This window comes from Pseudomonas sp. 10S4, assembly GCF_034344865.1.
Classification (GTDB): Bacteria; Pseudomonadota; Gammaproteobacteria; order Pseudomonadales; family Pseudomonadaceae; genus Aquipseudomonas.
Genome location: NZ_CP133774.1, coordinates 4,699,422 through 4,712,426, shown reverse-complemented (window position 1 = coordinate 4,712,426; position 13,005 = coordinate 4,699,422). Strand labels below are relative to the sequence as shown.

Genomic DNA, 13,005 nt, shown 5'->3' with positions numbered 1-13,005 from the left:
CAAACATGAAAGCGCTCATCGACGGTTTTTTGAAGTTCCAGAACGAAGCCTTCCCACAACGCACTGACTTGTTCAAACACCTGGCCACCACCCAGCACCCCGGCACCTTGTTCATCACCTGTTCCGACAGCCGCGTAGTGCCTGAACTGCTGACCCAGCAAGAACCCGGCGAACTGTTTGTGATCCGCAACGCCGGCAACATCGTCCCGTCCTACAGCCCGCATCCCGGTGGTGTATCGGCCACGGTCGAATATGCGGTCGCCGTGCTCGGCGTCACCGACATCGTGATCTGCGGCCATTCGGATTGCGGCGCCATGACCGCCGTTGCCAAGTGCAAATGCATGGATCACCTGCCCGCTGTCAGCGGCTGGTTGCAGCACGCGGAGTCGGCGAAAGTCATCAACGAATCTCGCCCTCACGCCAATGAAGCGGCCAAGGTCAGTTCGATGGTGCGCGAGAACGTGATCGCCCAACTTGCCAACATCCAGACTCACCCGAGCGTGCGTCTGGCCCAGGAAAAAGGTCAGTTGAACCTGCACGGCTGGGTGTACGACATCGAAACCGGTTCGATCGATGCGCTGGACGCCGACAGCCGCAGCTTTGTCTCCCTGGTTGAGCATCCGACCACCTGCGCGGTGTACGCCAAGGCCTCGCAAGTCGCCTGAACAACACCGTAAAGCGCTATGAATAAGCCCCAACCACTTGCTTCACTTTCATCAGCGCCCGTCGAAGCGTGTTGATGTCGACCGAACCAAGGGCTAGCCGAATAGCATGAGGGACATGGACTGACGTCGCAAAAGGTTCGGCAGTCGACACCGACACCTGCTCATGCAGCAACGCCATGGCGATCTGATCTGCCCTTGCCTCTTCCGACAAGGGCAGCCACACAAAGTAAGAAGACGGATGACGAACGTAACGCAGCCCGCTCAGCACCTCGTCGGCCAAGGCCTGTCGGGTCTGGGCATCGGCGCGTTTTTGCGCTTCCAGCAGCGTGACGGTACCGTCGTCGAGCCACGCCGTGGCAATCGCCGTCATCACCCCGGGGGTGTTCCAGGTCGTCGCCCGGATCGTGCGCTCCAGCGCCGGCACCCTTGACGCTGGCGCGGCGACGAAACCGACACGCAACCCGGTGGCGATACTCTTGGATAAGCCGGTCACGTAGACCGTCCTTTCGGGCGCTAACTCAGCCAATGGAGGTGGCGGCGCTTCAGCCAGAAACGCATAAGCGGCGTCTTCAATGATCAGCAGGTCATGCTGGCGCGCAATCGACACCAGGTGCTCGCGCTGATCGGCGTCCATCACCCAACCCAACGGGTTATGCAGGGTTGGCATGCTGTAGACGGCCCGGACCGAACGGCTTCGGCAGAGTTTTTCCAGGGCGGCGAGATCAGGCCCGGTGTCCGTGACCGGAATCGGCACCACCTCCAGATGCAGCGCTTCGGCCAGGACCTTGAACCCCGGATAGGTCAACGCATCGGCGGCGATCACGTCGCCGGGTTGCAGCAACCCCATCATCGTCACCGCCAACCCGTGCTGGGCACCACTGACAATCAGCACCTGTTCAGCCGCCACGTTCAAGCCGCGACTACGCAGATGTCGCGCCGCCGAAGCCCGTTCATGCAGACGCCCGGCGTGAGGCTGGTAGCGCAGATGAGATTCCAGATCACCGGACAACGCCAACTGGCGCAACGCCGTACGCAACAGATCAGCCTGGCCCGGCAACGACGGATAGTTGAAGTTCAGGTCCATCATCCCCGCGACAACACTCGGCTGATGCACGCCCAGACTCGGCGGCAGCGCCGTCTCCCGGACAAACGTGCCGCGACCGGTTTCGCCGCTGACCAAACCCATGGCTTCCAGCTCGGCATAAACCCGACTGGCCGTGACCAGCGCCAGACCTTCCGTCGCCGCGAGCTGCCGGTGGGTCGGCAAGCGTGTACCGGGCGGCAATTGTCCTGAACGGATATCGGCGGCAAAACGGTCAACCAATGACTTGTACCGGGAGCGCGGCATCGGGAATGTATCCATGACAATTTTTTGATTGTCTTAATACTCAGTCATAGGATGCGCTTAACGCAACCCGCCACATCAGCCCTTTGCCCGGAGCGTGAATCCGATGGAACGTACCTCGAACCTGAACAGCCCGACGCTATCGAAAAAAGGCAGCAGCGGTTGGCTTAATGGACTGATCGGCGTGGTGATCTTCAGCGGCTCGCTGCCGGCCACCCGGGTGGCGGTGCTGGAGTTCGACCCGGTGTTTCTGACGGTGGCGCGCGCGACCATTGCCGGTGTCCTTGCGCTGTGCCTTTTGTGGCTGTTCAAGGAAAAGCGCCCGGCCCGGCATCAGATTGTGCCGTTGATCGTCGTCGCGCTGGGCGTGGTCCTCGGGTTCCCGCTGTTGACCGCGCTGGCCCTGCAATACGTGACTTCCGCTCACTCCATCGTCTTTATCGGCCTGCTGCCGCTGGCCACCGCGGTGTTTGGTGTACTGCGCGGTGGTGAGCGACCAAAGCGGGCCTTCTGGCTGTTCTCGATCCTCGGCAGTTTGCTGGTGGTCGGTTATGCGGTTTCTAAAGGACTGACCGCCTCGCCCAAAGGCGACCTGCTGATGCTGCTGGCGGTGGTGGTTTGCGGGCTCGGGTATGCCGAAGGGGCAAAACTATCCAGAACCCTCGGCGGCTGGCAGGTGATTTGTTGGGCGTTGCTGGTGTCGTTGCCGGTGATGGCGGCGCTGACCTGGTTTTTGCTGCCCGCGTCGTTTTCGACGGTCAGCACACCGGCCTGGCTGAGCCTGGCGTATGTCTCGCTGTTCAGCATGCTGATCGGTTTCGTTTTCTGGTATCGCGGGCTGGCCCAAGGCGGAATTGCCGCAGTGGGCCAGCTTCAGTTGCTGCAACCGTTTTTTGGCTTGGCGCTGGCCGCCACGCTACTGCACGAGCAGGTCAGCCTGGGCATGCTGGGGGTCACCGTTGCGGTGATCCTTTGTGTGGCCGGGGCGAGGAAGTTTTCCCGCTGATCACCTGACTCATTCGTCAGGACTACCCGGTTTGAACACATGCGTGCGCAAGCCACTGGCATCGACGTCGATGACACCCGGAACCGAGCGAGCCAGGTCAACTGCCTGCTCACTTTGTCGATGAGTGTCGACCATGCCGCTCAGCAGCACTTCGCCGCCATGGGTTTTGACGTGGATATGCAGGCCAAAGATGGGTTCGGCCTTGGTCAGGGCCGACTTCACCTTGGCAGTCAGCAATGTATCGTGAGCGACCATGGCCAGGTCATGAGAATAATGTTCAAAGGAATGAAGTTTCATGGTGCAACCCTCTGTCACGCAAAAACAGACACATTAATTATAGTGCGCCTGTGGTTTGCGGCTGGAGCGTTCAGCGTTTGACTGACAAATCTATCTGAGTCATGCGGCTGCGAATGGTGAACACGCCATCGCCCGACAGAATCGCACTGCGAGCGAACAGGCGACCGCTCTCCCAGTTCGAAAGCCCCAGTTCCGGCTTGTTCAGCGCGTACTGGCCGTCGACCCAACGGGTGATGCCGTTGCCGACAAATGGCGCATTCACCGCGTTGTAGAAACGCTCATGAGCCTCGGCGTTTTCACTGATCAGCGACACGGTGAATTGCGGGCTGTAGCGATTGAATAACGTAATGGCCTGGTCCAGGTCGTCGACGATTTTCAGGCTGACTTCCGGGGTTTCTTCCCATTCCCACTCGCGGCCCAATTGATCTTCCGCCAGCGGTTCGGCCAGTGGTTCGGTGACGTAGCCTTCGGCGCGGTAGACCTCGACGCTGGCGCCCTGCCAATCGCTCGGCAAGTACGACTCGCTGCCTTCGACGATGTGCAATTTGCAGCCCTGGCCACGGGCAGTGCCGGCCTGTTGCAGCGCATCGAGAAACAGCGGCACCAGTTCGGCAGCACGGTCGTGCTGGATCAGGCAGACGTTCAGGGTGTTGCAGACCTTGCGATCCAGCGAGTTGCGCACCACGGCGGCAAAACGCGTGGCATCAGCGTCTTTATCGGCGATCAGCCAGGCACCGCCAGTGCCGTGCAGGCTGACGGCGGTGCCGGCCTGTTGGGCGATGCTGCCCAGTTGGCTGACGGCCCGGCCCGAACCCCGGGCCACGGCCAACGACAAACGTCGGTCAGCAAACATCGCCCAACCGGCCGCGTGATTGACGCTTTCAACCAGCGACACCGCGCCCACCGGCAAGCCGGCCTCAGCCAGTGCCGGGTTCAAGGCGTGGGTGACGATGGCTTGCGCTGTGCCCAACGCATCGCTGCCAATGCGCAGCACGGCGGTGTTGCCGGTGCGCAGTACGCCAGCGGCGTCGGCAAAGACGTTCGGTCGGCCTTCGAAGACGAAAGCGACGATGCCCAGCGGCGACACCACTTGCTCGACTTTCCAGCCGTCATGCTCGACGCAACTGATGACTTTGCCACGGGTGGCCGTCGCATCGCGCCAGGCACGCAGGCCTGCGATCATGTCGCGGCGCATGCGTTCGTCGGCCAGCAACCGCGTGGTGGAACGCCCGCGGGCCTTGGCGCGCTCGATGTCGGCCAGGTTGGCGGCCTCGATCAAGGCCCAGCAGGCCGGGGTTTCCAGGCGCTCGGCAAACCGATCAAAGAACTCGCTGATGGCTTCATCCGACACTGCCGACATCGCGGTAAACGCCGTTTGTGCGCGCTCAATCGCCACCGCCGCCGCTTGCTGGTCCACCACCGGGATCAGCAACAGCTCACCGCTGACCTGCTCCACCAGCAGATGGTCACCGGGCTGAAAGCGTGCCGCCAATTCGGGGCTGACCACCGAGACACGGTTACCGGCAAAAGGAATCGGCGTACCAGCGACGAGACGTTCGAGCATCAGGGACATGAAGCAGTTTCACCATGCAGTGGGCGGCCGGAAAATGTATAGCAAATTTCCCGAAGCGTCATTACCGACGCCCGCCCACACCGCTTTAGAACACCGACCAGCCGATCCGCTGACTCAACAACTCCAGCGCCGCCATCCCGGCAAGCGAGTTGCCGGCGGCGTTCAATTCCGGCGACCAGACGCACACTGTGAACTGCCCCGGCACCACCGCGACAATCCCGCCGCCCACACCGCTCTTGCCGGGCAATCCGACGCGGTAAGCAAAGTTACCGGCTTCGTCGTAGAGACCGCTGGTGGCCATGATCGAGTTGACTTGCTGGGTCTGGCGGGCGGTGAGGATTTGATCGCCGCTGTGTTTGCAGAAACCGTCGTTGGCCAGGAAGCAGAACGCTCGCGCCAGGTCCACGCAACTCATGCGCAGCGCGCAGTGGCTGAAATAGCTGCGCAGCACGGCTTCGACGTCATTGTGGAAGTTGCCGAACGACTGCATCAGGTACGCCATGGCGGCGTTGCGAGCGCGGTGTTGGTATTCGGATTCGGCGACCTTGCCGTCCACCATGATTTGCGGGTTGCCGGACAAGCGCCGGACAAAATCGCGCATCGACAGGGCCGGCGCGGTCGAAACGTGACTGGTTGATGTCGCAGATCACCAGCGCCCCGGCGTTGATGAACGGATTGCGCGGGCGGCCGCGTTCGAATTCCAGCTGCACCAGCGAGTTGAACGGCTGGCCGGATGGCTCGTGGCCCAAGCGTTCCCAGATCGCTTCGCCGGAGTGTTCGATGGCTTGCACCAGGCTGAACACTTTGGAAATACTCTGCACCGAGAACAGCGTGTGCGCGTCGCCGGCGCAGTACAACTCGCCGTCATTGCCATACACAGCAATCCCCAGTTGATTGGCCGGCACGGTGCCAAGGGCAGGAATGTAGTCAGCCACCTTGCCCTGGCCGATCAGGGGACGAACTGCGTCAAGAATCTCGTTCAACAGCGCTTGCATGCCGGGTTCCGAAGTCTCGCCCCATGGGATTGCGGGGTCACAGACGCTAGACTGCGCTGGTGCGAGGTAGATCACAGTTTAGTTCGTGAATGTTGCAGCGCCCTTCACCACTTATCCCTTGTGGGAGCGAGCCTGCTCGCGAAAACGGTCTATCAGAACAACATTGATGCAGCATGTGCCGGCCTCTTCGCGAGCAAGCCCGCTCCCACATTGGTATTGGGGTGGTTGGAAGTGCCGGGCTTTGCCGGGTTATGGTGACGGCCGTTGAAACGGCGGCTGTTCACTGGCCAGCCGATTGGTCTACATTGGGTGAACTTGCCCAGGGCACTGTCACACTGACTGACACACCCACTTAATAAGCTGCAACCTCCCCCACTTGCGAAGACAGGAGCCACCATGAGCGTGACCACCCAATGGATCGAAATCGATAGCCCCGAAGGCAAATTCGGCGCTTACCTGGCCATCCCCCATACCCAAAAAGGCCCGGGGATCGTGCTGATTCAGGAGATTTTCGGCGTCAACGAACACATCCGCTCGGTCGCCGAACAATATGCGGCCGACGGCTACCTGGTGATTGCACCGGATCTGTTCTGGCGCAGCGGCCCGCGCATCGAGCTGGGCTACGACGAAGCCGGCTGGAAACGTGCGGTTGAATTAATGAATGCCACCGACGTGAATGCAGCTCAAGCCGACATCAAGCTAGCCATCGATGCCCTGCAAGCCCAACCGGGCCTGGATGGCGGCATCGCGTCCATCGGTTACTGCTTCGGCGGCTTGCTTTCGTACCACACCGCCGCCAACGGTTTCGTGGACGTGGCCATCGCCTATTACGGCGGCGGCATCCAGAACCAGTTGGACCGTGCCGATGAAATCGAGGTGCCGTTGCTGATGCACTTCGGTGAAGCGGACAGCCACATCTCCCTGGAAGCCGTGGAGAAAATCGCCGAGCGTTTCGACACCAACGACAACGTTGAAATCGTCGTGTATCCGGAAGCCGAGCACGGTTTCAACTGCTCGCACCGCGAGAGCTATAACCAGCGTGCAGCGGTTGAGGCTCACGGCAACACCCTGATTTTCCTGGGTATGGAACTGTAAAAACCTCCAGGAGCAAGCCTGCTCGCGAAGGCGATGCATCAGTCGAGATCCACGTCGCCTGACACGCCGTCATCGCAAGCAGGCTCGCTCCCACCGTTCGCGGCTCTTACTTGATCAACGCCCGTCATTGAGGGTTAGCCGTGGTCAGCCCCCCGCAAAGACTGCACACCCATCCTTGTCCATTCCGCGCACGGTCTGGGCCTTGGGTTTTGTCAGTCTGTTCATGGACGTGTCATCCGAGTTGGTGCACAGCCTGCTACCGGTATTCCTGGTCACCACGTTAGGCGCCAGCGCCTTGACCGTCGGGGTGATCGAAGGCATCGCCGAAGCGACTGCCATGCTGGTCAAGGTGTTCTCTGGCGCCATCAGCGACTTTATTGGCCGGCGCAAAGTCCTGTTGTTGATCGGCTATGGACTGGCCGCGCTGTCTAAACCGCTGTTCCCACTGGCGCACTCTGTAGAACTGGTGTTCAGCGCACGCTTTCTGGATCGCATCGGTAAAGGGATTCGTGGCGCTCCGCGCGATGCCTTGATCGCCGATGTGTCACCGCCGGAGATCCGCGGTGCCTGCTTTGGTCTGCGTCAGTCGATGGATACCGTTGGGGCGATACTTGGCCCGCTGTTGGCAGTTGTGCTGATGCTTTGGCTTGGGCAAATCCAGCTCGTGCTGTGGTTCGCCGTGATTCCGGCCGTCATCGCGGTGGCACTGATTGTCGGTGGCATAACAGAACCGGTCCAGGTTGGCGATGAACACCGATTCCGCTCGCCAATCCACTGGAGCGTCCTGCGAAGTTTTTCATCCGGTTACTGGTGGGTCGTCATTATTGGCGGGCTGTTTACCCTTGCCCGCTTCAGCGAAGCCTTTCTGATATTGAAAGCGCAACGGGCAGGCCTGTCGATCACTTGGGTGCCGATGGTGATGGTAGTCATGTCGTTGCTCTATGCCCTGTCGGCCTACCCTGCCGGTTGGCTGTCAGACCGAATCAGCCGCACAACACTGCTCTGCGTCGGCATGGGACTGCTGATCCTGGCGGACCTTGTATTGGCGTACTCAAACTCGGTCATGACGATGATGCTGGGTGTGGCCTTGTGGGGCCTGCATATGGGGTTCAGCGAAGGCATCCTTGCCACGTTGATCGCCGACACCGCGCCCGCCCATCTCAAGGGCACGGCGTTCGGTCTGTTCAATCTGGTCAGCGGCGCATGCCTGTTGATCGCTAGCGTTCTGGCGGGTTGGCTATGGCAAGCCTCAGGCTCGCAATCGACCTTTACCGCCGGGGCGGTGCTGGCCGCCGCGTCGTTGTTGCTACTGCTGATCCGCAAGCGTCGGTGAGTGCCATACTTTCTCAACGCACCTCAACAGCGTCATACCGCCAGCAGCAACGGTGCGGATGCCCCCAATAGACGCAACCGTTCAAGGTCAGGAATACGGCTACACAGGCAAACAGTTTCAAAGGGCGGGACATGGTCGATTCCTCTTGGGTCAATCATAAATGCCGGCACAAAACGCTGCGCTGGCGGTTATTGATTGAACGGGTTGCCCTCCGATATCCGTCGCGCCCCAACCTGAAAAAAATTTCATATTCCGTGCGACGGATCTTTTGCTGATCCGGCGTTCAACTCATCAGCAACATCCACTTTCGGATGCAAGCCTTGAGGAGTTGTCATGAAAGTTGTGCACCCCCTGATCAAGTTGCGGCAGATTTTGCTCATTCCCCTGGCGCTGGCGGCGCTGGCGAGCACGCCGGTGTTTGCTCAGCCCGAGATCATCATTCGCCAGGCGCCACCGCCCGTGCGCATGGAGCAGGTGCCCATGGCACGTCCCGGTTATGCCTGGGATAACGGCCACTGGCGCTGGGACGGTCGCGGTTATGTCTGGGCGCCCGGTCATTGGCAGCGGATGCACCACGGCGGACGCTGGATGCCCGGTCATTGGGAAGCGCGCGGGCCGAACTGGTACTGGATCGAAGGGCGCTGGGTACGTTGATCCCACGGGGGTATCGGCACGGGACGAACCGGGTTCGTCCCCTTCCCTGCCCGGCACAATCTGATCCCGCCACCGGACCGAGAGCTGTCATTTGAACGAAACTGATCCGGACGTCGAGTTGTTGGCCCGTATCGGCAACAACGAGGCACAGGCCGTCAACGAGATGGTGTCGCGCAAGCTGCCCCGTCTGCTGGCACTCGCCAGTCGTTTGCTGGGCGATGCCGATGAAGCGAAAGACGTCGCTCAGGAAAGCTTTCTGCGGATCTGGAAACAGGCCGCGAACTGGCGTAGCGGGCAGGCACGGTTTGACACCTGGTTGCATCGGGTCGCGCTCAATCTGTGCTACGACCGCTTGCGCAGTCGCAAAGAACAACCCCTGCCAGACAACGATGAGTTGCCCGAGCCGGTGGACCCTGCGCCGCTGCCGGAAGAGCAACTGGAAGCCAGCGCGCGCAACGAACTGATGGCGGCTGCACTGGCCGCGTTGCCCGACCGCCAGCGCGAAGCCATCGTGCTGACTTATTACCAGGACCTGTCGAACATCGAGGCGGCGGCGCTGATGAACATTACCGTCGATGCACTGGAAAGCCTGCTGTCGCGGGCACGGCGCAACTTGCGCAATCATCTGGTCGATGCCCACGACCCCGCGCGCCTAAGGAGGGGAAAAAGATGACGCCCGAACGGTTCACTCATCTGGCCGATGCCTACGGCGCCGACCTGCAACGCTGGCCCGCCTCTGAGCGCGCCGGCGCTCAGGCGTTACTCGCCGAGGGCAACGCCGAGTTACTTGAAGCCTTGAACCAGGCGCGCTGGCTCGATGGTCTGCTCGATAGCCATCGGGTCGCCGCACCGACGCCGGAGCTGATTCGGCGCATCGTCGCATCAGCGCCAGCGGCCGCACCGCCGTCGTTCTGGGGCCGGCATCCGGGCTGGCTGTCACGTATCGGTTTCGTCGGCGCTGGCCTGGCCGGCATTGCGGCGGGGATGCTGGTGGTTTCATTGGGCCTGCCGTTGCCGAGCTCATCCGAAGCCCTGCCCAGCATTTTTGAGCAGAGCGATGCCGATATCGTCATGAGTATCAACGCCGAGGAGAGTGACCAGTGACCCAGCCACCCAAGCATTTCAAAGCCCTGCTGGCGGTGTCGCTAGTGCTCAACGTGTTCCTGATCGGCGGCGCGGTCGGCGGTTACTATCAGTGGCACAGCCAGGCCAAACCCGCGCTGGTACTGCCGCAACACGGCGTGCGCCAGGTGATGTTGCAGTTGCCGCCCGCCAAACGCCATCAACTGCGCCAGTTGCTGCGCCAGACTCGAGACGAGAATCAGGCATTGATCGCCGCCAGCCGCGATGCACGGCTCGACGTGGTGCGTCAGCTACAAGCGCCGACGCTGGATCGCGCCGCGCTGGACAGCGATCTGGCCAAGGCCCGTGACGCGGACATCACGCTGCGGGCGAAGGTCGACGCCAACCTGGCGGACTTCGCCGCCACATTGCCGGCCAAAGAGCGGCAAACCCTCGCTGATTCGCTGTATGCGCGGGGTAACGCCAAGGGCAAGGCCGCCAACAAGAATTAGCCGCTGGCGACGGATTTTCCGTCGGCCGACGTTAAACCTTTGCGAGCCTGCCACTCAGGCGCTCGCAAGTATGAAAACCAGGAATCCAGCCATGCTGCGAACATTCAAGACGCTCATCGTCGCCAGTCTCACGGCGATTACCCTGTCAGGCTGCATCGTCGAGCCAGCACGCCCGCACCGGCCGCCGCCGCTGGTTGAAGTCGTGCCGGTCATGCCGGCACCGGGTTACCACTGGGTAGCCGGGCATTATCGTTGGGGGCACAATCAGTGGATGTGGGTGCCGGGGCATTGGCGGGCTTACTGAATAGGCGCTGATGGCCCCTTCGCGAGCAAGCCCGCTCCCACATTGGATCTGTGTCGGTCATACATCCTCTGTGGGAGCGGGCTTGCTCGCGAAGGCGGACTGACAGTCAGTGCAGATATTGCACCCTCGCCGATAACCCATCATTTCTTTCGATCATACAAATCACCAAAGCGAATTTTTCATTTCGCCTCGACCTGTTCACGATAGCCGCTCCCCTAACCGCTCGGACGACTCTGTCATGAACTTCAATTTGGCGATTGCCTGCATGATCGTGGTGTCTTTCGCCATTGCGCTGAGTCACGTCTGAGCGAGAAACGCTACTTCGCCGAACCGTCATGGGGTTTGTAAAACGTGAACAGCCCGACCTGGGCGGTCCTGATGTATTTATGCGCCCAATTCGGCTTCACCGTCCTGTCATGGAAATACATCGCGCCGTGGGTGCGATCCGGTAGCTGTTTGTTCAGCGCCTTTCTGGCGATTTCCTTGGCGATCGCGTAAGGCGCTTCTTCCTGGGCCGTGTCTGGCTTGCCGTCACACCACCAGGAAAACTGGCAGGCATGCTTTTCCGAGCCTTGCTTGACGATCCCGCATACCGTATCCGGAAAGCCCTCGTGCCCGAGGCGATTCATTACCACGTTGGCAACGGCCTCCATGGCGGCGGAGTCCTTGCCTTTGGCCTCCCAATAAATGGAGCGGGCCAGGCAGGTGATGGCCTCGTCCATTGGCGCGGTGCCCGTCGGGTCGACGGCCTGGACTTCGGACTGAGTGATGGTCTCGGCCTTTTTCGGCGCCGGTGCTTCACCGCCCTTCTCGGCCGCTTTCTGTTCCAGGACCTGGGCCTTGTCCACCGCGACTTCTTTTTTGCTCCTGGTCATCAGCGATGACCTGGCCTGCAAGCAGGGTAAGGGCGAGGCAGGTTGCTATCCACGGGAGGCGCATGATGGGCAGGCTCTGTAGGACGTCGATGGCCGACTTCGCTTAATTGTAGCCGGCAAATCGCGCCATCAAACGCCCCACAAACGGCAAAAACCCGTTGCCCTGTGAGGGGCGAAATCGCGCATCATGGGCGCAGTCCGTTCAAGGGGGATTTTCATGCGCGTTCTATCATCCGTTTTGCGTGTTGCGGCGTTGTCGTCGGGCCTGGTGTTTGCCACGTCGGCCCTGGCCACTGACGAGACGCAGTTGGTTCAGTCGATCAACACCTATCGCAGCCAGGCACAGCGCTGCGGCGGCCAGGCTTCGCCGGAGCTGCCACCGCTGGCAGCCGATCCGCGCCTGATCCTGCCCGCCAGCGGCGCCGTTGACCTGCAGCAGTCGATGGCCCGTGCGGGCTATCCGATGGTCAACGTGCAGGCGATCACCCTGTCCGGCCCGCGTGATGCGCTGTCGGCCATGAAGGCTGTGCAGGAGAGCTTCTGCCAAGTGGTGCTGAACCCGCAATTCATTGATGTCGGGGTCAGCCGCTCCGGCAGCGAATGGCGCATTGTGCTCGCTCGTCCGCTGTTGAGCGGGCGTCTGGGCGACGCCTCGGCCGAAGGCCAAAAACTCCTCGAACTGCTCAACGCCGCCCGCGCCCAGCCGCGGCAGTGCGGCGGCCAACCGTTTGCCGCCACCGCGCCACTGGCCTGGAATGCCACGCTGGGCACTGCCGCCGAAGCTCACAGTCGGGACATGGCCAACAACAATTACTTCGACCACAAGGACCGCACGGGCGGCACGCCGGGCGACCGGGCTGAACTCGCCGGCTACAGTTACCAGCAAATCGGCGAAAACATCGCCGCCGGGCAAGACACCATCCGCAAAGTCGTCGATGGCTGGCTCGGCAGCCCAGGGCACTGCGCCAACCTGATGAACCCGCAGTTCCGTGAACTGGGCGCAGCGTATGCGGTGGACCCGAAGAGCGATGCGGGGATTTACTGGACGGCGATGTTTGGTACTCAATAAATCTCCAGCGCACTCCTCCCCTGTAGGAGCGAAGCTTGCTCGCGAAGACGGCGGCACATCCTGCGACGATGTGACAGATATACCGCTTTCGCGAGCAAGCTTCGCTCTACAGTTCTGACGATTCATGAGCCCTACGCATAACTCTATAGACGAATAACGCAAAAACATTTCGCTCGCGCGCAGGTCACTCTTACTAACGAGTACCGCCATGGCGCAGGCA

The 13,005-nt window shown here is 61.2% G+C and carries 13 protein-coding genes and 3 pseudogenes; 11 read left to right on the top strand and 5 right to left on the bottom strand.

Annotated elements, in window-relative coordinates:
- Nucleotides 1–5 precede the first annotated feature (5 nt).
- Nucleotides 6–665, top strand: coding sequence for a carbonic anhydrase (locus tag RHM58_RS22175; RefSeq protein WP_201257546.1), 660 nt, complete (start codon nucleotides 6–8; stop codon nucleotides 663–665).
- A gap of 16 nt (nucleotides 666–681) precedes the next feature.
- Here the strand turns inward: RHM58_RS22175 and RHM58_RS22170 are convergent, their stop codons facing one another.
- Complete coding sequence (locus RHM58_RS22170) at nucleotides 682–2,013, bottom strand: PLP-dependent aminotransferase family protein (RefSeq protein WP_322268200.1); 1,332 nt, start codon at nucleotides 2,011–2,013, stop codon at nucleotides 682–684.
- Nucleotides 2,014–2,116: 103 nt separating this feature from the next.
- Here RHM58_RS22170 and RHM58_RS22165 point away from each other — a divergent pair, with 103 nt between their 5' ends.
- A complete protein-coding gene (locus RHM58_RS22165; protein ID WP_322268199.1) occupies nucleotides 2,117–3,016 on the top strand; it encodes a DMT family transporter in 900 nt (299 codons plus the stop codon).
- A gap of 9 nt (nucleotides 3,017–3,025) precedes the next feature.
- Here the strand turns inward: RHM58_RS22165 and RHM58_RS22160 are convergent, their stop codons facing one another.
- The 3 genes and pseudogenes from RHM58_RS22160 to glsB all read right to left on the bottom strand — a co-directional run bounded on the left by RHM58_RS22160 (nucleotide 3,026) and on the right by glsB (nucleotide 5,881).
- Nucleotides 3,026–3,313: a BON domain-containing protein gene (locus RHM58_RS22160; protein ID WP_201257549.1), complete on the bottom strand. Its 288-nt coding sequence runs from the start codon at nucleotides 3,311–3,313 to the stop codon at nucleotides 3,026–3,028.
- A 70-nt stretch (nucleotides 3,314–3,383) separates the two neighbouring features.
- Nucleotides 3,384–4,886 carry an aldehyde dehydrogenase family protein gene (locus tag RHM58_RS22155; protein ID WP_322268198.1) on the bottom strand — a complete coding sequence of 501 codons (1,503 nt, stop codon included), beginning with the start codon at nucleotides 4,884–4,886 and terminating at the stop codon, nucleotides 3,384–3,386.
- Between the two features lie 85 nt (nucleotides 4,887–4,971).
- A pseudogene (glsB, locus tag RHM58_RS22150) lies at nucleotides 4,972–5,881 on the bottom strand (glutaminase B).
- A gap of 248 nt (nucleotides 5,882–6,129) precedes the next feature.
- Between glsB and RHM58_RS22145 the strand changes: the two are divergent.
- The 8 genes and pseudogenes from RHM58_RS22145 to RHM58_RS22110 form a co-directional block, all read left to right on the top strand.
- Nucleotides 6,130–6,207 (top strand): annotated as a pseudogene (locus RHM58_RS22145) (DoxX family protein); the annotation flags it as partial.
- A gap of 70 nt (nucleotides 6,208–6,277) precedes the next feature.
- Complete coding sequence (locus RHM58_RS22140; RefSeq protein WP_322268197.1) at nucleotides 6,278–6,976, top strand: dienelactone hydrolase family protein; 699 nt, start codon at nucleotides 6,278–6,280, stop codon at nucleotides 6,974–6,976.
- A 175-nt stretch (nucleotides 6,977–7,151) separates the two neighbouring features.
- Complete coding sequence (locus RHM58_RS22135; RefSeq protein ID WP_322268196.1) at nucleotides 7,152–8,309, top strand: MFS transporter; 1,158 nt, start codon at nucleotides 7,152–7,154, stop codon at nucleotides 8,307–8,309.
- 333 nt (nucleotides 8,310–8,642) lie between these two features.
- Nucleotides 8,643–8,963, top strand: a complete 321-nt coding sequence (locus RHM58_RS22130) for a YXWGXW repeat-containing protein (RefSeq protein WP_322268195.1) — start codon at nucleotides 8,643–8,645, stop codon at nucleotides 8,961–8,963.
- A gap of 91 nt (nucleotides 8,964–9,054) precedes the next feature.
- A complete protein-coding gene (locus tag RHM58_RS22125; protein WP_322268194.1) occupies nucleotides 9,055–9,636 on the top strand; it encodes an RNA polymerase sigma factor in 582 nt (193 codons plus the stop codon).
- Nucleotides 9,633–10,067, top strand: a complete 435-nt coding sequence (locus tag RHM58_RS22120; RefSeq protein WP_322268193.1) for a hypothetical protein — start codon at nucleotides 9,633–9,635, stop codon at nucleotides 10,065–10,067. The genes RHM58_RS22125 and RHM58_RS22120 overlap by 4 nt, the downstream gene beginning before the upstream one ends.
- Nucleotides 10,064–10,537: a periplasmic heavy metal sensor gene (locus RHM58_RS22115; RefSeq protein WP_322268192.1), complete on the top strand. Its 474-nt coding sequence runs from the start codon at nucleotides 10,064–10,066 to the stop codon at nucleotides 10,535–10,537. The genes RHM58_RS22120 and RHM58_RS22115 overlap by 4 nt, the downstream gene beginning before the upstream one ends.
- Before the next feature lie 91 nt (nucleotides 10,538–10,628).
- A complete protein-coding gene (locus tag RHM58_RS22110) occupies nucleotides 10,629–10,841 on the top strand; it encodes a YXWGXW repeat-containing protein (RefSeq protein WP_322268191.1) in 213 nt (70 codons plus the stop codon).
- Nucleotides 10,842–11,158: 317 nt separating this feature from the next.
- Here RHM58_RS22110 and RHM58_RS22105 read toward each other — a convergent pair.
- Nucleotides 11,159–11,780: pseudogene (locus RHM58_RS22105) on the bottom strand (cell wall hydrolase).
- A gap of 153 nt (nucleotides 11,781–11,933) precedes the next feature.
- Here RHM58_RS22105 and RHM58_RS22100 point away from each other — a divergent pair.
- Nucleotides 11,934–12,785 (top strand): CAP domain-containing protein, encoded by an 852-nt coding sequence (locus RHM58_RS22100; RefSeq protein ID WP_322268190.1) that lies wholly within the window; start codon nucleotides 11,934–11,936, stop codon nucleotides 12,783–12,785.
- Nucleotides 12,786–13,005 lie beyond the last annotated feature (220 nt).